Raw genomic sequence first — 21735 nt, 5'->3', positions numbered from 1 at the left:
GGAATTAAGGGGCTATTATCGGGTTTGGAGAAATTTCATGGCATTATGGGGCGGACGTTTTTCTACGGGTCCAGATGAAGCGTTTAAACAGTTTAACGATTCACTTCCCTTTGATTATCAATTAGCAGAGCAAGATATAATTGGCTCTGTTGCATGGGCTGGCGCACTAGAACAAGTGAATGTGTTATCTAGTGATGAGCACAAAAAGCTGGTATCGGCACTTTATGAGTTACTTGAAGAAGTAAAAGCAAATCCACACGCTGTTGCCACTTCAGGTGCAGAGGATATTCACTCGCATGTAGAAGCTGCACTAATTGAAAAAGTAGGTGATTTAGCTAAAAAATTACACACAGGCCGAAGCCGTAACGACCAAGTTGCTACCGACTTTAGACTCTGGTGCCGCGATACCGCTGATCATATTTTAAAAGCGATTGCGCAACTTAAAGCAGAGTTTATTGGCTTAGCTGAACGTGAGCTTGGCACAATATTACCAGGTTATACCCACTTACAGCGGGCTCAGCCCGTACTGTTTAGCCATTGGTGTATGGCTTATGTAGAAATGCTTGAGCGTGATGAAAGCCGATTACAAGATGCCCAAGCACGAATGAATTATTGCCCACTCGGCAGTGGTGCACTTGCGGGCACTGCATACCCGATTGACCGCCATGCACTTGCACAAGGGCTAGGATTTACTGGCGCGACTAAAAATAGTTTAGATGGCGTATCTGATCGTGACTTTGTGGTTGAGCTATTAAGCTGCGCGTCTATTTCTATGATCCACTTATCGCGGATGTCTGAAGACCTGATTTTTTATAACTCGGGAGAAGCTGGCTTTATTGAACTGGCCGATAGTGTGACCTCGGGTTCATCTTTAATGCCACAGAAAAAAAACCCAGATGCATTAGAGCTAATTCGTGGTAAAACTGGCCGGGTGTTTGGTGCGTTTAGCGCAATGATGATGACCTTAAAAGCACTGCCACTTGCTTACAATAAAGACATGCAAGAAGACAAAGAAGGCATTTTTGATGCCATGCCAACATGGCTTGCGTGTATTCATATGGCACAAGCGTGTATCAAAGGTATAAAAGTGAAAGCAGATAAAACCCTTGCAGCGGCAAAAGGTGGCCACGCGAATGCAACCGAACTTGCTGATTATTTAGTGGCTAAAGGTGTACCGTTCAGAGAAGGGCATCATATTGTAGGGGTATTGGTGCAACTAGCCATTAGTGAAGATAAAACGTTAGAGGAGCTTTCACTAGAGCAGTATAAATCAGTAAACCCCGTGTTTGAAGATGATGTGTATCCGGTACTTGAAATTGATGCCTGTATTAAGGCACGCCAAGCGCTTGGCGGTACATCATTAGAGCAAGTAAGCAAAGCGGTGAAAGACGCGAAAAAAAAACAGCAAATAACGGTTCGTGATGCCAACTTAGATGACGTAGAAGCAATTGCTAAACTCGTACAGCACTGGGCAACAGTCGGCGAAAATTTACCGCGAGCTAAAAGTGATATGGTGCACTCAATTAATGAGTTTGCCGTAACTGAGATAAACGGTCAGGTATCGGGTTGTGCTTCACTTTATATTTACGACACAGGATTAGCTGAAATACGTTCATTAGGCATTGATCCTAAAAGCGCAGTAACGGGGCAGGGACGAGAACTGGTTGAACACTTATTAGTGAAAGCCAAAAAATTGGCACTCAATCGTGTCATCGTTCTGACTCGTGTACCTGACTTTTTCGAAAATCAGCGGTTTAGTTTCTGTGATAAAGAGAGCCTACCTGAAAAAGTAATGAAAGATTGCGAGCTATGTTTACGTAAAGAAAACTGTGATGAAGTCGCAATGGAATATATGTTAAAGCTAAGTAATAGCATGGAGATCCCATGCAAAAACGTGGCTTGAGCAATCCCTAGGATAAAAAACGCACGGTGACCCCGATGCGTTTTTTTTTGAGTAAAATAAAATAATTTTTAAATTAACATACCATTAATTTAAAGTTGGCATATCGTTTGCTTTTATTATTCTGAAGCGAGTTGTTGAGTCAATTAACCAACATAGATTAAACGCGACTGCAGTTATTTACTAACTGCTGCAGGTGGTGTGATTTAAATTTGCGCCAATAATAAAATTTAATACTCAAGAGGATTAATCACATGCAAATTTCAGCGAACAGCCAAGTACAAATGCAAGCATACAATAAAACGCAACAATTAAAGCCTGCAATGGAACAAACTGCTAGCCCTAAAACCCTACAATCTGATACAGTAAGCTTTTCTAAAGAGGCGATGACGGCTGCTACTGCGGATTTACAGCGAGGTGGTGGTACTGTTATACCAACATGGAAACCTAAATAATTATAAAGGTTTTAAATGATTTTAACTGAGCTTTTTGGGTTGTTCTCACTGTCTGCTTTTACGATGTGGGGATTTCTAATGACTTTCTTTTTTAATGTATTTGTATATTCATTAGATGTAAAAAGGGGAACAACTCTCTTACTCAGTTCATTTATCATGATGGTATCTTATACCCTTTCTGATTATTTTTATACGTGGCTATCGATGAAAGATTCAATTTATCTTGATTGGGCCATGTATGATATTGTCACGATCATCGCTCTCGCATGCATCTATAAAATTATAAAGAAAACAACCCCATCTTTTATATATTTAATTATTGGTCTATCAATAAATTCAATCCTTTTTCTTTTCATGTATTTAGATATCTATATATTAAAAAACAAAGAGCCATGGTTTTTGTGGGATGCTTATACATATACAGTTAATCTTGTAGACTTCATTATGATAGTTGTATTAATTGTTGATAGAGATTTCTTGGGATTACATAAGTTCAAAAATAAAATACTACCATCATTTCAAAGACCAAAAATAGCAAGGGATTGTAACTAAGTTGTATATCGATTACAGCATGGTTGATTACGTAAGTGCCTTCACTCAATGGGGTTTTTTAATGGCGTTTTTATACTCACTTGTTTCGAGTATAAATAAGGCAGACAAGTCGTTAACATACTTAGCCGCTATTATGTTTTCCTCTTACTTTTGTAGTGATTTTTTTCCGATATTAGAAAATGTATATTTAGATTGGATCCTCTTCGATTATATAACCATTTCTATTATTCTCATTTTATTGAATTTCTGCCTTAAAGCTCCCCTCGCTAGCTATTATATTATCCCAGGCTTACTAATAAATAGTCTGCTAACATTATTCATTTATTATGACCTATTTGTACGTGATAATATTGATGAATGGTGGCTTTGGAGTGTTTACTCTTTAGGAGTAAACTTTATTGATGTATTAATGATTATTTCTTTGGTAATAAATACAAGTATCTTAAAAAAACGACAGGTAAAAAAGCAACTTAATTTAGCTATTCGAAATAATCCTTCAAATGGATAATTTTTTGCTCAGTCCATATGTATCTCTTTACCTCGGCGCATTTGTTCAGTGGGGCTTTTTAGTGGCTTTTTTATACTCATTAGTCACGAGTATAAATAAACCCAAAAAAGAGGCTTTATGGCTATCGCTAATCATGTCAATTTCATACTCTTCAAGTTTGTTTATTGATATTCAAAACATTTCTTACATGCAACTCTTACTTTTTGATCTAATGACTATTTTGGCTATTTTGGTTGTAAGTAACTTCTTAAATAAAAACATTATATCTTCTTATCTATTATTAGGACTGAGCATAAACTCACTGTTATTTTTTGGCATGTATCTGGATGTATTTGTTTTTAGTAACAGCTCACCATGGTGGTTCTGGTCATTTTATTCTTTGGGAATTAATCTGATGGATTTCATGATGATAGCTATCTTCTTTATCAATAAAGATTTTTTGGGCTTAGTGAGGCTTAAGAACGTTCTGTTTCCAGCAAGAGCGAAGCTACCTAGCGCAACATAATGAAACGCTAGGCGTTGAGTTTAATGCTTGGTTTTCCCCAGCCTAGATTGCAGGGCTTTCATTACTATGCTATCAACAAACTCACTCACATCTCCGTTATGGCGCGCAACTTCTTTTACCAAGGTTGATGATATAAAGGTATTACGCTCAGCAGGTGTTAAAAATACACTTTCTAAATCAGGGTTTAAACGGCGGTTCATATTCGCGAGTTGAAATTCATAATCAAAATCAGAAACCGCTCTTATACCTCTAATCAATACATTTGCATTATGGTCGCGAGCCAGATCTGCTAGTAGCCCTGAAAAGCCAATGACTTTTACATTATCTAAATGGCTTAAAATCTCATTTGCTAAATCAACGCGTTCTTCTAAAGTAAAACACGGTTTTTTACTTGGGTTATGAGCAATAGCCACAATAACGGTATCGAACATTTTAGCCGCACGCTGAATTAAATCAGTGTGGCCGTTGGTAAGAGGGTCAAATGTGCCTGGGTAGATTGCGGTCACTTTCATAATATTTACTGTGTTATTATTTTTAGCCGTAGTGTAGCAGTGTTTAGTGTGCAAAGCAGCCTTGTAAGTAAATTGTGAAGAACTTCCTGCCTTGATTGTTTTAACGCTGACTATTTGTTTATACTAGGGCCTGTTGACCTTTCAGGATTAAAATTTGTTCTAACTAGGGGCGATTTAATCGTGGCGCGAGATTTGTAACCTAGTGGGCTAAGTAAAAGCCGAGCAACAAAGAGTTAATCGTCCCTAGGACGAACCTTCAGGCAGCGCGTGTTTGGTATTTATGCTGCGTTATCGCCTATTTATGGGGAATAACCACACTACATAGGCTCTGCCTTGCCAAAATACCAAACACACTGCTGCAAATTCAACCTCGAAAGATAAACAGGCCCTAGTGGATTGTTTTAATGCAGCATCGTATTTTCTAAAATTGAGTAATGAGTATATGAATACCAAGGATAAAATAATTCAAACCAGTATTTCATTGTTTAATGAACATGGTGAAAGGGCAATATCAACTAATCATATTGCATCGAGTTTAGGCATGAGTCCGGGTAATCTTTACTACCACTTTAAAAATAAAGAAGACATTATTCGCCATATATTTGCACTTTATCGTGACCATTTAAGTACTCACTTTAAGCCAGTTGATAAAGGCGACGATGCTTTTGAGCATCTTGGCCCTTATTTAGATTCGCTATTTGAATTAATGTGGCGCTATCATTTTTTTTACGACAACCTTGGCGATATTCTTGCTCGCGATAGCCATTTAAAACAGGGTTACATTGATTTTCAGCAGGAATTACTTGAGCAGGTACGTAACATCATTTTGGCCTTGCGGGATAGTGAAATTATTGCCATTGATGAACAAGATGCCATTGAACTTGCTCATACGCTAAAATTAACGGTTAGCTTTTGGACACCCTATATGAAAGCAAGAAGACTAAGTGGTGTGCTGGTTGAGCAAGATATATACCCTGGTATTGTAAAAGTACTGACTTTATTTAAGGCTTACAGTACAGAAAAAAGCGCAAATAAAATTAATCAGTTAAGAGACAAGTACGCACTTTTAGCAAATGCTGCCCCCCAGAATCCTTAAGCCTGTTGAGTTGGTTAGTTCCTAGGCGTTAAATTTTTTGCTATAATCCGCCGCGCCCAATGCCTGGGTGCGCGAATTCCCGCAGTCTAAGAGTTGAACTATGCTTAAATTTATCGTCAAACTTCACCCTGAAATAGCCATCAAAAGCCGTTCAGTCCGTAAACGCTTTACCAAAGTGTTAGAAAATAACATTAAAATTGTATTGCGTCGTGTTGACGAAAAAGTACAAGTACGTAATAACTGGGATAATATTTCAGTTGTTACAAAACTAGATGATGCTCAAACTCGCCTTGATTTTATTGATAGCTTGCAGCGCATTCCTGGCATCGTACAGTTTATTGAAGTGACCGAAACAGACTTTAAAACCCTTGATGACATCTATCAAAAAACCATTGCGTTAGTTGGCCACACTATTATTGGTAAAACCTTTTGTGTACGTGCTAAGCGCATAGGTCAACATGATTTTACTTCAACTGAATTAGAGCGCTACGTTGGTGGCGGGCTTAATCAACATGTTGAAGGTGCGCGAGTAAAGCTAAGCCGCCCTGAAGTAACAATTCGTTTAGAAATTAAAGACGAAAAAGCTTACATAGTAACGCAAACCCATTTAGGAATGGCGGGCTTTCCACTGCCAACACAAGACGATGTATTATCGCTAATGTCTGGTGGGTTTGATTCTGGCGTTGCCAGTTATCAGATGATCCGTAAAGGCGCTCGTACGCACTTTTTATTCTTTAACTTAGGTGGTGCTGCCCATGAAATTGGGGTTAAGCAAGCGAGCTACTATCTATGGAAACAATACAGCTCTACACATAAAGTTAAGTTTATTACTGTTGATTTTGAACCGGTTGTTGCTGAAATTTTAGAAAACGTTGAGAACAGCCAAATGGGTGTTGTGCTTAAACGTATGATGATGCGAGCGGGTAGTGCCGTTGCTGAAAAACTAAATATTCAAGCTTTGGTAACGGGTGAAAGTATAGGTCAGGTGTCTAGCCAAACCTTAGCTAATTTAAGCGTGATTGACCGTGTAACCGAGACGCTGATTTTACGCCCACTTATCCAACATGATAAGCAAGAGATCATTAATATAGCGCGCCAAATAGGCACTGCAGAAATGGCAGAAACGATGCCTGAATACTGTGGTGTGATCTCTAAAAAGCCGACGGTTAAAGCCAAAATTGAAGTCATTAAAGCAGAAGAAGAGAAGTTTGATTTTGACGTATTAGATACCGTTATTGATAACGCCCGTGTTATGGATGTGCGCGATATCGATGTTGAAGCTAAGCAAGAGCTTAAAGAAGCTGAGTCAGTTACAGAGTTACCAAAGGGAGCGGTTGTTGTTGATATTCGCTCACCTGAGGAAGAAGATGCCGCTCCGCTTGAAATTGATGGTATTGAAGTTATTCATTTACCGTTTTTCCGTTTAGCAACTAAGTTTGGTGATTTACCTAAAGGTAAAGACTATTACTTATATTGTCAAAAAGGGGTAATGAGCCAGTTACAAGCGCTTATTCTTCACGAAGAAGGCTTTACCACTGTAAAAGTCTATCGTCGTTAATGGCTAAATATTTTAAAAAGCGCGGATTTATTCCGTGCTTTTTTTTGCCAAAATTTTAGCAAGTAAAGCGTCGTTATACGGAGTCGCAATATTATGTTGCTTGCCTTGTTCACTAATATAACCACAAATTGCCATGATCTCAGTTTGCCTATTATGCAAAACGTCTTGATGCATAGATGAGTAATTCTCTGCGGTTAAACTCATCACCTTATAGGCGCGCTCGAGGGCATCAATAAGCTTAATATTAAGTTTAAGCGCGGTCGCAATATGGCACGCCTCTGTTAATAAATTAATAATTGAGCTATTAAACTGTGGCGCACGCAATTGGCCATTTTTTATATTGTACAGAGCGGTTAATGGATTTATGGCAATATTAACTAGTAGCTTTTCAAACCTAAGTTGCTCAATATTGTTGCTGACAATTAATTGCGGAATAGTGTGTAATTGCGCACTAAACTGTTGAAGATTTTGCATAGCTAGTTGATTACAGCCCCCTAATACACTTTGTCCATTTCCGGTATGCTGCACAATATTAGGGTTTGATTTGAACCCAGCCATGCTGGTGGTTAAAAAGTACAACGACTGCTGCTGTGTTAACTGTGCATTTAATTGTTCAACATTACCCATGCCATTATGGCTTAATACAATATGAGTACTCTTGCCTAGAAAAGGTTTTACTTGGGCGTAGGCTTGTTGCACTGCAAACGCTTTAACAGTGAATAAAACAATTTCAAATTCAGGAGCTTGAGCTAATTGCTGTTGTGAGATGAAAGTGGCGTTAATTTTTTCAGACGCAGCGTTACTGTGGCTGTAAAAGCGAGTGTTAAGGGTGCCTTTTTTAGTAAGAATATTAACAGTGTGATGTTTCGCTAAGAAATAGCTAAATAACAAGCCAATAGCACCATCACCAACAACAAGTATGTTAGCCATAATGCTTCTTTTTACGCAGTGTTAATAGGGCTTTAGCTAAAAAGTAGCTCGCCGCACCAATAAAGTCGGCAACAAAATCGGCCAGTGATGCTTGTCTGTAAGGGAGGCTATCTTGCATAATTTCTATTGCGGCACCATACCCGGCTAACAGCAATATTTGTGCATATAACGGCAGTTTAAAGGCTTTATCCATTATAATGGCAAGTAAAAAGAAAATACCAAAATGCGCCACTTTATCTACATGCGGAAATAAGTTTGCAGCGCCTTTTACCTCTTTAGCAAATAAGAAGGTAAATGCGACAATACTAATCAAAAAAATAGCTTGGTAAACACGCCTCGTCACAAAAAATCCTAAAATCGTATAAAAAAGAAGCCTCAGTATATCAAACTAAATTAGTATCGCACCTGAACAAGATGCAGAAAAGTGTAAAGATTTATCATTTTAACGTTATAATTGCCGCATAAAATTAAGATTAGCTAGTTAGGAGAACATCATGCCTTCATTTGATATTGTATCTGAAGTAGAAATGAACGAAGCACAAAACGCGGTTGATAACGCCAATCGTGAATTAGAGACTCGATTTGATTTTAGAGGGGTCGATGCCTCAATTGAATTAAACGATAAAACAATTAAATTAAAAGCTGAAGCAGATGCTCAGGTTATGCAGTTGTTTGATATTTTAGCTGGGAAAGTTTCTAAGCGTGGGATGGATGTTGCGAGCCTAGAACTACAAGATATTTCTCGCGCAGGCAAAAATGTTTTTCGTAACGTTGCACTAAAGCAGGGCATCGAAAAAGATATGGCTAAAAAAGTAGTAAAAGCCATTAAAGATTCTAAAGTAAAAGTGCAAGCGGCTATTCAAGGTGAAGAAGTACGCGTAACGGGTAAAAAGCGTGATGACTTACAAGCTGCTATGCAAGTTGTACGCACTGCCGATTTAGGTCAGCCATTTCAGTTTAAAAACTTCCGCGATTAATTTATTGTTTCGAGCTAGGCACTATAGGCGCTTAGTTCAAAGCAACATGTATTTAGCCAAACACGCTATATTGTTTGGCTTTTTTATTTTTGAATCTATGATAATTACCGAACCCCGAACCCCGAACCCCGATTTGTAGATGTTTAGACGTCCGTTGACATTTTTTAGTAAACAGATAACAATAGCAGCCTATTTTCAAGGTGCTTGCTAAACACTTCAACGGTGTGATTTTTTTAGTAGGATAATCGGGAAGTTGGTGCGTTTTCATTGATGAAGTCAATCCCAACACTGCCCCCGCAACGGTAAAGTTATGCTGTATTAAATTATGGTAACTGAGTCCGGAGACCGGCCTTGATGTAATCTTACTAACATCTTTGCGGTGGGCAGAGATAGGGAACATCATGATAAATAAAACTGCATTGGGTGTGGCTATTTCGGCTGCGCTGTCTTTTTCTGCATCTGCAGAACAAACCATTGAAAGAATAACCGTTACTGCAAATAAATTTGAACAACCTATAAATGATGTATTAGCAAGTGTGGCAGTTATCGACCGCGCTGATATTGAAAAAGCGAATTACCGAGACTTACCTGCAATATTAAATACCATTGCTGGTATTGATATTGTCCGTAATGGCGGTCTAGGTCAAAAAGCAGATATATTTGTTCGCGGTGCTAGCGCTAAATATGCTTTAGTATTGGTTGATGGCGTAAGAGTGAGCGATGCAAGCTCAGGTAGTGTATCGCTAACTAATATTCCAGTTAATAGTATCGAGCGTGTTGAAGTTATTAAAGGTGCCAGAGCAGCTATTTATGGCTCTGATGCGGTAGCCGGAGTAATTAATATCATTAGCCGTAAAGCCTCAAATAATACGCTTTCGGCTACTTTGGGCAGTCATAGTTACAGTAATTATCAGCTTGCTGGTGGGCTTGCAAAAGAGGCGCTTAGCTTTAATTATAATCTAGGCTATGAAGAGACAGATGGTTTTGATGTTACTGGCAAAGACCCTGTGGCTGAATACACCAAAGATCACGATGATGATGGCTACAAAAATAAAAACATTGGCTTTAATTTAGCGTATGAACTGGCTGAACTAGGTGAGTTGAGCTTACAGTCTCAGTACAGTGAAGGTGAAGCGCAGTATGATAACGCACGGGGTAACGATGCCTACGATTTTGAAAATTATACCGCTAAGCTAGGCTGGAAAAAAGCCTCAGAAATATATACCCAAAGTACTTCATTGAGTGTATCGCAAGAAGAAAATGCTCAAACTGGCACCGATGTGCAGCAAGTGTATAGCACAGAGCGTGTTGAGTTTGAATACCGAGGGCTTTATAGCCTAACGCAAGAGCTTGATTTATCAGGTGGTTTTAATTACTTGTCTGAGGATTTATCAAACTCGTCAGCAACGTCATCAGAAGAAAAACGCGATAACAACGCATTGTTTATAGGCGCGTTTTATAGTCATGAACAATGGTTAGCAAATGCGGTTATCAGAACCGATGATTATGACTTCCACGGCCGTGCAAATACTTACAGTACAGGGCTTGGATATAAAGCCAATCAGTATGTAACGGTACGTTTAAATCATGGCACTGCATTTAGGGCGCCGTCTTTAATTAATGCGTTTGTAACTAACAGCCCATACTACCTACCAAATAATAATATTAAGCCTGAGGAAGCCTTAAACAATGAGTTTGGTGTTACCCTAGAAACTCAATGGGGACGTTATGATATTGCTATTTTCGATAACCGTATCAATAATTTAATTAGTAATAATTATGATGCAGACTCAGGTAAATATATTGCAACTAACATAGATAAAGTATCTATGCAGGGGATAGAATTATCGGCTGAGTTTTCAGCGTTAGGCTTTGAACACTCTGTTAATGTTAGTTTTTTAGATGCTACAGATGAAAAGACGAATACAGATTTACCACGCAGGCCTTCAGAGTCGTTTAATTATCAACTCGCCAAATCATGGGGCGATTTTGATGCCAGTTTGGATATGCAGTATCGCTCATCGCGTCCATCAATTGCGTATTATGACTCGGAGCTCGCAGGCTATACAGTATTTAATTTAGCCGCTAATTACCAGTTGCTCGATAATTTGTCGTTAGCTGCTCGAATAGAAAATATCACCGATAAGGAGTATTTTACTGCAACAACAGGGTTTGCTGCCAGTGGTGAGCTATTAGGTTATAACAGCGCAGGAAGAACTTTCTTTGTGGGAGCAAATTATCAGTTTTAATTATCACTTTTAGTTGCCGAAAAACAAATAGCCCAGCAAATTGCTGGGCTATTTGGTTATAGCTTTAAAGCACTTTATTCACTTAAAAACTCGCTAAATTCGGTTTCAAACTTGTGCAACTTAGGCGCAATTAAAATACTACAGTAGCCTTTTTCTGGGTTTTCATTGTAGTAGTCTTGGTGAAAACTTTCAGCAGGGTAAAAAGTGGTTGCTGGGCTTACCTCGGTTACTATAGGTTCGCTAACATGAGTTTGCAGCTCTGCAATAACGGCCTGTGTTTGCAATTGTTGTTGCTGATCATGGTAATACACAACGCTGCGGTATTGAGTACCTATATCGTTACCTTGGCGATTTAACTGGGTGGCATCATGCAAGGTAAAAAACATTGCGAGTAAGGTTTCAAAGCTTATCACACTAGAATCAAATTCAACCTTAATCACTTCGGCATGCCCGCTATTGCCTGTGCAAATAGCTTTGTAGGTTGGGTTATCAGTGTGCCCGCCCGTGTAACCAGAACAAACACTGAGTACACCTTTAACACGCCTAAATGCCGCATCAATACACCAAAAACAGCCGCCGCCGAGTGTTGCTACCTGTGTGGTCGAACTCATAAGTACTTCCTCAATTATATGGTTATATGCACCAAAATAGCGCCGTAACAGCTAATTACGACGCTCAGAGTGACTTAGATCTCTTTAAGTGGTTTTTCAGCTGCTTGTTTATCTAGCTTTTGCTGTAAAAACTCTGGTGATTGTGTATTTCGCGCTAGTGCGTAATAGGCAGCTGGCACAACAAACAGAGTCAGTATGGTGGCAACCGTTACGCCGGTAAATACCACCACACCAATTACCATTCTACTTTCCGAGCCAGGCCCTGAGGCGAGTACCAAAGGTACTGCACTCATAACTGTGGTTAGGGAGGTCATTATAATAGGACGTAAACGCTGGGTAGCGGCTTGTAAAATAGCTTCACTAAATTCCAACCCTTTATCACGTAACTGATTGGTAAATTCAACAATCAGAATACCGTTTTTAGCGCTTAACCCGATGAGCATCACAATACCGATTTGGCTGTATATATTAAGTGTTAAGCCCATACTCCACAGCCCAAACATAGCGCCCATTAGCCCAAGTGGAACGGTGAGCATAATAACAAGCGGATGCATAAAGCTTTCAAACTGAGCAGCGAGCACTAAAAAGGTTACGGTCAATGCCAGCACAAACACGTAGGTCATGGCTGAGGCACCTTCATAAAACAATTGTGACTCACCTTTGTAATCAATGGCGCCATCAATGTCATTTTCTTCTGCGGCAACATTGTTTAAAAAGTTTAGTGCTTGTTCTAGCGTATAGCCATCAGCTAAGTTGGCACTTAGAGTAATTGCACGCATACGGTTATAGCGATTTAAACGCGAGGCGGTGGCTTCTTCTTTCAAGCTTATAAGGCTGTCGAGTGGCACCAATTCATTGCTGCGAGATTTAAGGTAAATATTTGAAATATCAGTAGGGTTTGCAAAGTCTTCTTTAGTTCCCTTTAAAATTACATCGTACTCTTCACCGCGGTCAATAAAAGTGGTTACACGGCGTTGGCCAAGCATGGTTTCAAGTGTACGTCCCACATCTGAGACTGATACGCCTAAATCAGCGGCTTTATTTTTATCAATACTGACTAAAAATTGTGGGAAGGTTTCTTTATAATCATGATCAATGCGCACTAACCCAGGGTTTTTCTCTGCACGTTTAATAATTCTATCGCGCCAATCAGCTAGCTGAGCATAATCATTACCTTGTAAAACAAACTCTATCGGTCGCGATGAACCACCACCGCCAATACCACGGCGCATAATTGCAAAAGCACGTACATCGGTGACTTCTTGCATTTTACCGCTTATTTCATCCATGACTTCCCAGGTTGAGCGTTTGCGTTTATCCCAATCCGCCATACCAACAATGGCTACACCACCACTGCCACCCCAACCTGGAACTCGCACTAAAACTCGGCTTAGTTCGCCAGATTCAGAGTAAGGCATTAAGCGTTCTTCTATCTTTGCCATATTAGCGGCATTATTCTCATAGCTAGCCCCTTCAGGGCCATTCATAAGTACAAAAAAGGTACCACGGTCTTCTTTAGGGGTAAGTTCAGACGGTATTTGTAAAAATAATGAATAACTAACAAACCCAGCTAAAACTAAGCTCAGCATTAAGCCCCATTTGCGGGTCATGTTTGACGCTAAAGCGTTACGGTATCCATTTTCTAATTTAGTAAAAAAGCGATCCATTGCTTGGCTAAATTTACTTTCTTTTTCAGAGGCCTTTAAAACCTTTGAACACAATGCCGGAGAGAGTGTTAATGCAGTAATACTGGAGAAGAACACGGCTGCACTCACCGCCATTGCAAATTCTGTAAATAGTGCGCCTATTCGTCCTTCCATAAACACCAATGGTACAAACACAGAGATCAGCACTAAGGTGGTAGCTATAATTGCAAAGCCTACCTCACGGGCGCCGCGATAAGCTGCCAATAAAGGCGGCTCCCCAAGTTCTATGCGGCGGTGAATATTCTCTAGCATTACAATGGCATCATCTACCACTAAACCTATTGCTAATACTAGTGCTAGTAGAGTTAATAAGTTAATTGAATAACCCATTGCTAATAAAAACATAAAACTACCGACTAAGGCGACCGGTACGGTGACCGCAGGAATAAGTGTGGCGCGAATATTACCTAAAAATATAAAGATAATAAGCACTACTAAGCCCATAGAAATTGCTAAAGTTTTATAAACCTCATTAATTGATTCTTTGATAAATACTGAAGAGTCGTAACTGTCTTCGATAGTGGTGCCTTCTGGTAGGTTACGCTTAATCTTTTCCAGTTCACTGCGGGCATTATCAACTACTGTAAGAGTATTTGCTTTGGCTTGTTTAACAATACCCATACCAATCATATTACGGCCATTTCCGCGAAATAAGCTTTCATCATCGGCGGCTTCTAATTTTACGTCAGCCACTTCGCCTAGACGTACTAAATAACCATCTTCGCCTCGCTTAATGACAAGGTTTTGAAAATCACGTTGGTTTTTATAGCTGCGTGCAGTGCGCACAGTAAAATCACGGTCTACCGATTCAATTTCACCCGCCGGAAGCTCTACATTTTCACTGCGTAGTGTTTGCTCTATATCACTAGAGGTAATGCCACGAGCTGCCATCGCTTGGCGGTTAAGCCATACTTTCATGGCATACTTTCGCTCTCCCCCAATACGCACATTTGATACACCATCAACAACGGCTAAACGGTCGACAATAAAACGCTGTGCATAATCAGAAAGTTGCAATGAATCCATGGTTTCACTGTTAAGTACAAACCACGCGATAGGGCTTTCGTCACTATTTGATTTTGATACTTCAGGAGGGCGTACTTGCTCTGGTAGGCTATCTAATGCCCGTGCAACACGTTCTCGTACATCGTTAGAGGCATCGTCTATATCGCGGTTAATATTAAACTCAATGGTAATGTTTGAGCGGCCATTACGACTCGATGAGTTAATACTTTTAATACCCTCAATCCCCGAAATACGGTTCTCGATAACTTGGGTTATTTTTGTTTCAATAATTTCAGCAGATGCACCGGTATATTCAGTACTAATATTTACAATCGGTGTTTCAATATCTGGATACTCACGCAAAGGCAGCATACTAAAAGCAACTAAGCCAAAAGTGAGTAACAGTAAGTTAATAACAATCGCAAAAACGGGGCGTTTGACGCTAGTATCGGTAATTTTCACGTGTTACCCCTTAACGCTTACTTTGCTACCAGAGCGGATTTTGATTATTCCCTCGGTAACAATCTGCTGGCCGTTCTTTAACCCCTTGTCTATTGCAACCCAGCCATTGTTTCTACTTGCAACATGTACCTCTATGCGATTAGCTATGCCATCTTCAATTTGAAAAACATAATGTTTATCTTGCAGAGGAATAATTGCTTTTTCAGGCACCATTAGCGCTTGATTGCTGCTTAGCTCTAGTGCAGTTTTAAGTAGCATACCAGGGCGAAGTAAACCCGATTTATTAGCAAAACTGGCTGTTACTTCTACACTGCGAGTGATTGAATCAATACGTGAGCTTATATGGGTTACTTTACCGGTGAATGTTTGATCAGGGTAAGCATCGTTTTGAGTGCGAACAGTCATTCCGTTTTTCAGTTGAGCTAAATACTTTTCAGGCACTTTAAAATCAACTTTTATGATACTGATATCATCTAAGGTTGTAATTATCGTGCTGTTACTAATATAAGCGCCTACCGATATTTCGCGTTTACCCAGTAACCCAGAAAAAGGCGCGGTAATAGCCATTTCATTGAGTTTAGTTTTGGCACTTTCAAGTTGAGCTTCGCTGGCATCAACACGGGCTAGCTGTTCTTCAAGTAACGACTTGGCAGTCGCTTGTGAGCGAGAAAGTTCGGTAAGCCTAGCTAATTGGCGTTTTTCTTCTTGTAAATTAATGCTAAGTTCTTTTACTGCAAATTGTTCTTGTTGGTTTTGCAGTTGCACTAATTTTTGTCCTTTGCTGACCAAGTCGCCGTCTTCAAAGTAAATGCTGGTGACATAATCGTTTTGTGCGCTTTTAATGTAAATAGCCTGATTAGCACGGGCACTGCCAATGGCTTCAATCATAATGGCATTTTCTTGCGACTCGACAGTGTGCGCAGAGACTTGTGTTGTCATTGCCGAGTAATCAGCTTGCTCGCCCTGTGATGCGGGCAAATATAAATAAACGCTAAAAATTATTAGTACCGAAATAATAAATGGAAATAGGGCTTTGCCGGATTGTTTAGAGTGCATTGTTTTCATACCTGAAAATAGATTATAAGTATTGTACGAAATCAGGACAAAAAAAGGCGGTTATGTATCTCATTAATTTGTGCGTTAGGCGTAAAAATAACTGATACTTAGTCATTGCGCATATTTAACAGTAATAATAGGAGTTAATTGATGAACTTCAAAACATCATGCAAACGCTGTTTAACACTGAGAAAGTTAGTATTGTGGGCTATTATTATGTTTATATTTTATATGGCGTTTTTTCAGTATGGCTAATATAAAAAAACACACACTTAAATACCGAGCGCAAGGCGCTAAAAATGGGATTGAAATACTGGTCGTAGGTAGCATTGGTTTAATCTTCATCATGCTATTTAATTTATTGCGTCCAGGTGAAATCAGTATTATTGAAATTTTTTTAGTAAGTTTATGTATTGCAGCAATTTTAATTGGATTTTTTAAAACACAAGAACCTTTTTATAGTATTATTTTAACTGAGCAGCAATTAACATATCAGCATAAGTACGGGCAATGGGATTTACACCAAGAAAATCTCCACCATTGCGGTATTCCTACAGTTGATAACGGTATTGATCATCTTGAGCTGAACGCGATTGGTATTAAGTTAAATGATATAGATACATTTTTAGCTGCTTTAGCACCAAGAATTGCGGGTAAATTACTAATAGAACAGCGACACTTATTTATGCAAGTTGTTCAAAAAAATTGCAAAAATGGGCATTGCCCATCAGAATGGTTAGTTGAAGATAATAAATTTAGGTCAAAAAAAGGAATTGACTATAATGGGCTTATAGCGATGTTTGCTAATAGGGCTAAGCATCTTCAGCTTTTAACAGGGTATGACTTACTGTTACCTGCCAGTGTAATAGAAAGTGATATTTGGGAATTTTGCGCAAATTTAAATAAATGGAAGCGTGATCCCTCTCAGTTTATCAAGTCGCAGTGTGAATAATAATATAAGCACTCACTGCGGGATTAGGAATAACTATGAGTCAAGACAGATCTTTTATAAAAAGTGGTAGAAACACCATAATTCATAAAGATAGAAAACTAGATTTAGTGATTGTTAATGGTGAGGAACATCCTCGAATTAAAGTAACAGCAAATGGCCTTGAACCATTTAAAGAAGAGCTGCCAAAAAACCGCCGTGATGCAAAAGAGCGCTACTTAGATATGGTTTATATTGCAAGTCCAGATGTATTTAGCGAGGAAAAACAGTTGTTGTTTATTCAATCCTTAGATGGCCGCGAATATAAAGTAGATTACAGTAAAGTTGGCACTAAGTTATTTGTTCGTATTCATCAAGATAGCTATTTATAATTTATAATGGCACTTTTTTTGCTTCACAGTCTTATTAGATAATTTTAAGACACAAAGGTGCTTAGTATGAGAGCAATTTCGTTAATACCACTTATGGCATGCTTGCTTTTGGCTGCATGTGGAGGGGGAGACGGTGCTGATAACAGTGATATTAAAACGTCAGTATTTGCAGGTGACGATCTCCAAGTTGTAGAAAAATCGGAGTTTACTATTTCTGCAAAAGGCTCTCCTGCAGATGGTACTTTTACTTGGCAGCGTGTAAGCGGTCCTATTATAGATGTGTTTCCGCTTGAAGGGGCTGAACAAACCATCACTGCACCGGATGTAAAATCTGATAGTGAATTGGTCTTAAGAGTAAGCTATCAAACGCCAGATGGTAGTTTAGTGAATGACGACTTGAGTGTTTTCATTGCCTCTAATAATCAGCTTCCTCTTGCTGTTGTTACTCAAGTTGCTCCTGCAAACTTGCCCTCAGTTTATAAAGATACTGTAACCCTTAGTGGTTTAACTTCCACAGACCCCGATGAAAATGGCGAAATTAGTAGTTACTTGTGGCAATTATTATCTGGGCCTGATTTAACAATTGATAGCTATACCAATCCAACGCTTAGTTTTCCTCATCCATTATTAGAAAATAACACTAACTTAAAATGGCAACTCACCGTAACGGATGATGAGGGCGGGGTATCTGCATCACAATTTGATATGACTCTCAATAAAACAGCCCAAGTGATTATTGCCGATGCGGGTGCAGACCAAACAGTAGAAGAGTTTGATAAGGTTATTTTAGATGCGACGGCAAGCGAAGCGGCAACTCAGACTTATCAATGTAAGTGGCAACAACTTACCGGAAATACCGAAGCTCTTCTTGAACCGCAGTCATGTACTGCTAGCTTTTTCGCCTCTGATATTGATTTAAATGCAACTCTTAGCTTTGAAGTACAAGTTATGGATTTAAAAGGGCGTACCGACACAGATACTGTATTTATTGATGTAACACCTAAAGCGCTTGGGTTAATAAACGATACTGGGCTGGGTGAGTGTTATAACAATACTCAACGTATTAATTGTAATAATGATGAGTTTCCAGCTCAAGATGCTGATCTTGGGCGCGATAGTTTTGCCAATCGTTTAGGTAAAGTGGGTAAAGGGAATTTGGCTTTTGATTACACCAAACTTAATGAGTTTGCCGATGAGCTTCTTGATGATGCGTCGAACTTTAGCTGTATTCGCGATAATACTACCGGCCTTGTCTGGGAAGTGAAAAGCCCTTATTCCGGTGTGATACCAAATACCTCGCTGCGTGATGGACAAAACCGCTATATTTGGCAAGGGTCTGTTAACAGTGGCGATGTAACTGGTAGTGCTAATACTACGTGCCCAAATAATACTGATTGTGGATTGCAAACCTATATAGATGAAGTTAACGCGCTTGATTTTTGTGGTGGCAGTAATTGGCGTTTACCCACTTATTCTGAGCTGTTAGGTTTAATCGACTACGGTAAACAAGGGCAAAATGTATTGATAGATACTGCATTTTTCCCTAATACACCATCGACTAATAGTGTAGGGCATTTACGCTACTGGACTTCACAGACCGCGGTTGATGGTGCCAGTTTATCTCAGGCTTACACTATCGATATGATGGATGGCAACGATTTAGCCTATCCAAAAGATAATACCGCCTACGTGCGCTTAGTTAGAAATCGTTAAGGTGATTATTATGAAATTAATTAAAGTCTCTATGTTATTAGCCTTAGGATTGAGCCAGTCACTTGCAGCGCAGCAGTGTTATGAAGAGGTTGCGACTAGCGATGATACCGACCGATTTGTGATTAATATTGATGGCACAGTGTCAGATACTAAAACGGGGCTGATGTGGCAACGCTGTAATTATGGCCAAGTTTATAATAGCGAAACAACTAGCTGCGATGGTGATACTCAGCCACTAAATTGGCAAGCTTCACTTAAAGGCGCAGTTAATGACAGCACCGCAGATTATAGCGATTGGCAAGTACCAAGTATTAAAGAGTTAGCCAGTATCGTTGATCACCGTTGTACCGACCCAAGTATTGATGCGGATATTTTTTTAGCAACGCAGTCGCAAAATTATTGGTCTAATACTTCGGGTATTAGTAATATAAATTCGGCATGGGTTTATCAATTTTCCAGTGGTTTAAATAGCTTACATGCTAAAACAAGTAATGTATATTTACGCCTAGTACGCTATGAGAAGTAGTTAATTAATGTATTAGCGAATCTAAAAATGCGCTTTTATTTAGTTTAGCCTTTTTATTTACACTATTTTAATAATAAAGCCTGGTTGTAGTTGTCACCCAGGCTATTTTTTTGCCATTATAGGCCGTGAATTAACGACCAAGGACTATAAAGGTGTATTTAAGCTATTTTGGTTTACAAGAAAAGCCATTCTCAATTTCGCCTAACCCCCATTACTTATTTTTAAGTGAACGCCACAAAGAAGCATTAGCACACCTTACTTATGGGTTAGGTGAAGACGGTGGTTTTGTGCTGTTAACAGGTGAAGTGGGTACGGGTAAAACCACCATAACGCGTAGTATGTTAGAGCGACTGCCTGAAAATACCCAAGTAGCAATGATCCATAATCCTGCGTTATCAGAACTTGAACTGTTAGCCAGTATTTGCGATGAATTACAAATAACTTACGACGCCAAAAATGCAACCCTGAAAAGTTTAACGGATGTCATTAAAAAGCACCTTGAGTTTAATAATAAAGCGGGGGGGCATACTATTTTGATTATTGATGAAGCACAATTGCTTGCCCCTGATGTGCTAGAGCAACTTCGCTTATTAACCAATATTGAAACGGATCATAAAAAGTTATTACAAATAGTATTAGTAGGGCAGCCTGAGTTACAGGTACTTCTGAAGCGAAATGAGTTAAGGCAGCTGGCACAGCGTATTACTGCCAGATATCACTTGTTAGCACTAACACCAGGGCAAACCATTGCTTATATTCAACATCGGCTGCATATTGCAGGTTGTGACAAGAAAATATTTTCAATGGAAGCAATGCAAATGGTGCATCAGCTCACAGGCGGTGTGCCACGATTAATGAATCTGGTGTGTGAACGCGCATTAGTAGGGGCATTTTCGAAACAACAAGAAATTGTTGGCAGTGATATTGTTAAACAAGCGGCGAGTGAATCTTTACCTATCGACTTTATTGTTACAAATAATAAGGTGAGTAAAACAGGTTCGATTTGGCCTTATAGCGCTGCTGCGTTAATGCTTTTTGGTGCAGGAATTGGCCTGTCTTTTATTTTTTAGTTAGGTGATTCATGTCTTATTTATTAGATGCGTTAAAGCAGTCAAAGCACGATACCATGAGCGCTGAGCAATATGACTTGCAAGCGCAACAATTAAAACAACAACGCCAGTTGATGACCTATCGTCGAATTAGTTTTTTACTCGCAGGAAGTTTATTGGCAACGGGTATATTGGCCAGTGGCTTCTTTGTCGGCAAGTGGGCGCAACAAGAAAATGTAACCGTTAAAAATGAGCTTGTTCAAAATGACCTTAGTCAAAAAGAGTCAGGGGTTGTAGAAAAATCAACAACAAATGCAGAGGAAGTACAAAGAACGGTTGCTCAAACAGTAACAACTCCTCAAGCGCCCATTGTAACAGCTGCGCCTAACAATTCTGTGCCGCTGGCAGGGCAGTTGGTTTATGTACAAACCCCAACGGGTGTACAGCAAATGTTGCTGACGCCACAAGGACAATATTTACCTATGAGCGTTAATCAAGCGTCTCAAGGGCAAACGCAAAATTTCTCGACGCAGAATAACGCTTCATCTAGTTTTCAATTACCGAGCAGCCAACCGCAAAGTGTCCCAACTCAATCAGCGAAAAGAACACTTACTGCAGATGAGTTGAGTAAATATAAGGTGTTAGGTAAACCACTTAATCAAAATGTGCCTGCGCAGCCAGAGTCAAATGATGAACTTGATACGGTTCCCGACACACTGAAAAATGCGTTTGCGCAAGCCGTTAATAGCACAGAAACAACAGCCGACTATGAAGTAACTCAAGGCTCTCGCCTTTCATCACGAGTACAGCCTGTTGAGCTACTTCCTGATGGCTTACAAAGTATGTTACCAAGTATTAAGTATCAGGCGCACATTTATTCTTCAGCTGCGGATAAACGCTGGATAAAGCTCAATGGCAGAGAGCTATATGAAGGGGAGTCTATTGGTGCGTTGAAGGTGTTAGAAATAGCGCCAGATCAGAGCGTACTTGATTTCGATGGTTATGAATTTAGCTTAAAAGCCTTGCAAGATTGGCCACAATAGTG

General features: G+C 39.4%; 19 protein-coding genes and 1 riboswitch. Of the genes, 13 read left to right on the top strand and 6 right to left on the bottom strand.

Features of this window, described 5'->3' with window-relative positions:
* The first annotated feature begins 37 nt into the window (after positions 1–37).
* From argH to P3J6_RS04705, 3 genes are all read left to right on the top strand, one after another.
* Positions 38–1903 (top strand): argininosuccinate lyase, encoded by a 1866-nt coding sequence (gene argH / locus P3J6_RS04715; RefSeq protein ID WP_198522347.1) that lies wholly within the window; start codon positions 38–40, stop codon positions 1901–1903.
* Between the two features lie 251 nt (positions 1904–2154).
* Complete coding sequence (locus P3J6_RS04710; RefSeq protein ID WP_010391035.1) at positions 2155–2355, top strand: hypothetical protein; 201 nt, start codon at positions 2155–2157, stop codon at positions 2353–2355.
* Between the two features lie 1052 nt (positions 2356–3407).
* Positions 3408–3920 (top strand): hypothetical protein, encoded by a 513-nt coding sequence (locus tag P3J6_RS04705; RefSeq protein WP_198522346.1) that lies wholly within the window; start codon positions 3408–3410, stop codon positions 3918–3920.
* 20 nt (positions 3921–3940) lie between these two features.
* Here P3J6_RS04705 and coaD read toward each other — a convergent pair whose 3' ends face one another.
* Positions 3941–4432 carry a pantetheine-phosphate adenylyltransferase gene (gene coaD / locus P3J6_RS04700; RefSeq protein WP_010391041.1) on the bottom strand — a complete coding sequence of 164 codons (492 nt, stop codon included), beginning with the start codon at positions 4430–4432 and terminating at the stop codon, positions 3941–3943.
* A gap of 442 nt (positions 4433–4874) precedes the next feature.
* Here coaD and P3J6_RS04695 point away from each other — a divergent pair, with 442 nt between their 5' ends.
* Positions 4875–5528, top strand: a complete 654-nt coding sequence (locus P3J6_RS04695) for a TetR/AcrR family transcriptional regulator (RefSeq protein ID WP_010391043.1) — start codon at positions 4875–4877, stop codon at positions 5526–5528.
* A 100-nt stretch (positions 5529–5628) separates the two neighbouring features.
* Complete coding sequence (gene thiI / locus P3J6_RS04690) at positions 5629–7086, top strand: tRNA uracil 4-sulfurtransferase ThiI (protein WP_198522345.1); 1458 nt, start codon at positions 5629–5631, stop codon at positions 7084–7086.
* Positions 7087–7113: 27 nt separating this feature from the next.
* Here the strand turns inward: thiI and P3J6_RS04685 are convergent, their stop codons facing one another.
* On the bottom strand, positions 7114–8016 hold the full coding sequence (locus P3J6_RS04685) for a ketopantoate reductase family protein (protein ID WP_198522344.1): 903 nt from the start codon (positions 8014–8016) through the stop codon (positions 7114–7116).
* Positions 8009–8359, bottom strand: coding sequence for a VanZ family protein (locus tag P3J6_RS04680; RefSeq protein WP_008466003.1), 351 nt, complete (start codon positions 8357–8359; stop codon positions 8009–8011). The genes P3J6_RS04685 and P3J6_RS04680 overlap by 8 nt, the downstream gene beginning before the upstream one ends.
* A 151-nt stretch (positions 8360–8510) precedes the next feature.
* Here P3J6_RS04680 and P3J6_RS04675 point away from each other — a divergent pair, with 151 nt between their 5' ends.
* The gene (locus P3J6_RS04675) at positions 8511–8993 is read left to right on the top strand and encodes a YajQ family cyclic di-GMP-binding protein (protein WP_008466001.1); all 483 of its coding nucleotides are present in this window, start codon (positions 8511–8513) and stop codon (positions 8991–8993) included.
* A gap of 202 nt (positions 8994–9195) precedes the next feature.
* A riboswitch (cobalamin riboswitch) is annotated at positions 9196–9361 on the top strand.
* 33 nt (positions 9362–9394) lie between these two features.
* Positions 9395–11242 (top strand): TonB-dependent receptor domain-containing protein, encoded by a 1848-nt coding sequence (locus P3J6_RS04670; protein WP_198522343.1) that lies wholly within the window; start codon positions 9395–9397, stop codon positions 11240–11242.
* Between the two features lie 74 nt (positions 11243–11316).
* Here the strand turns inward: P3J6_RS04670 and msrA are convergent, their stop codons facing one another.
* The 3 genes from msrA to P3J6_RS04655 all read right to left on the bottom strand — a co-directional run bounded on the left by msrA (position 11317) and on the right by P3J6_RS04655 (position 16082).
* A complete protein-coding gene (gene msrA / locus P3J6_RS04665; protein WP_198522342.1) occupies positions 11317–11853 on the bottom strand; it encodes a peptide-methionine (S)-S-oxide reductase MsrA in 537 nt (178 codons plus the stop codon).
* Between the two features lie 74 nt (positions 11854–11927).
* A complete protein-coding gene (locus tag P3J6_RS04660) occupies positions 11928–15026 on the bottom strand; it encodes an efflux RND transporter permease subunit (protein WP_010391050.1) in 3099 nt (1032 codons plus the stop codon).
* A 3-nt stretch (positions 15027–15029) separates the two neighbouring features.
* A complete protein-coding gene (locus tag P3J6_RS04655; RefSeq protein ID WP_138571138.1) occupies positions 15030–16082 on the bottom strand; it encodes an efflux RND transporter periplasmic adaptor subunit in 1053 nt (350 codons plus the stop codon).
* A 247-nt stretch (positions 16083–16329) separates the two neighbouring features.
* Between P3J6_RS04655 and P3J6_RS04650 the strand changes: the two genes are divergently transcribed.
* The 6 genes from P3J6_RS04650 (at position 16330) to P3J6_RS04625 (ending at position 21733) form a co-directional block, all read left to right on the top strand.
* Entirely contained in the window at positions 16330–17034 is a 705-nt protein-coding gene (locus P3J6_RS04650; protein ID WP_198522341.1) for a DUF2982 domain-containing protein, read from the top strand.
* A gap of 35 nt (positions 17035–17069) precedes the next feature.
* Positions 17070–17402 (top strand): hypothetical protein, encoded by a 333-nt coding sequence (locus P3J6_RS04645; protein ID WP_010391054.1) that lies wholly within the window; start codon positions 17070–17072, stop codon positions 17400–17402.
* A gap of 66 nt (positions 17403–17468) precedes the next feature.
* Positions 17469–19115 carry an Lcl C-terminal domain-containing protein gene (locus tag P3J6_RS04640; RefSeq protein ID WP_198522340.1) on the top strand — a complete coding sequence of 549 codons (1647 nt, stop codon included), beginning with the start codon at positions 17469–17471 and terminating at the stop codon, positions 19113–19115.
* Between the two features lie 10 nt (positions 19116–19125).
* A complete protein-coding gene (locus P3J6_RS04635; protein WP_138605661.1) occupies positions 19126–19641 on the top strand; it encodes an Lcl C-terminal domain-containing protein in 516 nt (171 codons plus the stop codon).
* 152 nt (positions 19642–19793) lie between these two features.
* Entirely contained in the window at positions 19794–20711 is a 918-nt protein-coding gene (locus P3J6_RS04630; RefSeq protein ID WP_058154289.1) for an ExeA family protein, read from the top strand.
* A gap of 11 nt (positions 20712–20722) precedes the next feature.
* Positions 20723–21733 (top strand): general secretion pathway protein GspB, encoded by a 1011-nt coding sequence (locus P3J6_RS04625; protein WP_198522339.1) that lies wholly within the window; start codon positions 20723–20725, stop codon positions 21731–21733.
* Positions 21734–21735 lie beyond the last annotated feature (2 nt).

Origin of the sequence: Pseudoalteromonas sp. 3J6, from assembly GCF_903995135.1 — a bacterium.
Classification (GTDB): Bacteria; Pseudomonadota; Gammaproteobacteria; order Enterobacterales; family Alteromonadaceae; genus Pseudoalteromonas.
The sequence above is the reverse complement of the archived record's forward strand: the minus strand, read 5'-3'. Positions and strand labels throughout refer to the sequence as shown.

What these genes read in the sequence shown, in the direction of transcription:
- argH (WP_198522347.1), top strand. Translation starts at nt 38, where the DNA reads ATGGCATTATGGGGCGGACGTTTTTCTACGGGTCCAGATGAAGCGTTT.
- P3J6_RS04710 (WP_010391035.1), top strand. Translation starts at nt 2,155, where the DNA reads ATGCAAATTTCAGCGAACAGCCAAGTACAAATGCAAGCATACAATAAA.
- P3J6_RS04705 (WP_198522346.1), top strand. Translation starts at nt 3,408, where the DNA reads ATGGATAATTTTTTGCTCAGTCCATATGTATCTCTTTACCTCGGCGCA.
- coaD (WP_010391041.1), bottom strand. Translation starts at nt 4,432, where the DNA reads ATGAAAGTGACCGCAATCTACCCAGGCACATTTGACCCTCTTACCAAC.
- P3J6_RS04695 (WP_010391043.1), top strand. Translation starts at nt 4,875, where the DNA reads ATGAATACCAAGGATAAAATAATTCAAACCAGTATTTCATTGTTTAAT.
- thiI (WP_198522345.1), top strand. Translation starts at nt 5,629, where the DNA reads ATGCTTAAATTTATCGTCAAACTTCACCCTGAAATAGCCATCAAAAGC.
- P3J6_RS04685 (WP_198522344.1), bottom strand. Translation starts at nt 8,016, where the DNA reads ATGGCTAACATACTTGTTGTTGGTGATGGTGCTATTGGCTTGTTATTT.
- P3J6_RS04675 (WP_008466001.1), top strand. Translation starts at nt 8,511, where the DNA reads ATGCCTTCATTTGATATTGTATCTGAAGTAGAAATGAACGAAGCACAA.
- P3J6_RS04670 (WP_198522343.1), top strand. Translation starts at nt 9,395, where the DNA reads ATGATAAATAAAACTGCATTGGGTGTGGCTATTTCGGCTGCGCTGTCT.
- msrA (WP_198522342.1), bottom strand. Translation starts at nt 11,853, where the DNA reads ATGAGTTCGACCACACAGGTAGCAACACTCGGCGGCGGCTGTTTTTGG.
- P3J6_RS04655 (WP_138571138.1), bottom strand. Translation starts at nt 16,082, where the DNA reads ATGCACTCTAAACAATCCGGCAAAGCCCTATTTCCATTTATTATTTCG.
- P3J6_RS04650 (WP_198522341.1), top strand. Translation starts at nt 16,330, where the DNA reads ATGGCTAATATAAAAAAACACACACTTAAATACCGAGCGCAAGGCGCT.
- P3J6_RS04645 (WP_010391054.1), top strand. Translation starts at nt 17,070, where the DNA reads ATGAGTCAAGACAGATCTTTTATAAAAAGTGGTAGAAACACCATAATT.
- P3J6_RS04640 (WP_198522340.1), top strand. Translation starts at nt 17,469, where the DNA reads ATGAGAGCAATTTCGTTAATACCACTTATGGCATGCTTGCTTTTGGCT.
- P3J6_RS04635 (WP_138605661.1), top strand. Translation starts at nt 19,126, where the DNA reads ATGAAATTAATTAAAGTCTCTATGTTATTAGCCTTAGGATTGAGCCAG.
- P3J6_RS04625 (WP_198522339.1), top strand. Translation starts at nt 20,723, where the DNA reads ATGTCTTATTTATTAGATGCGTTAAAGCAGTCAAAGCACGATACCATG.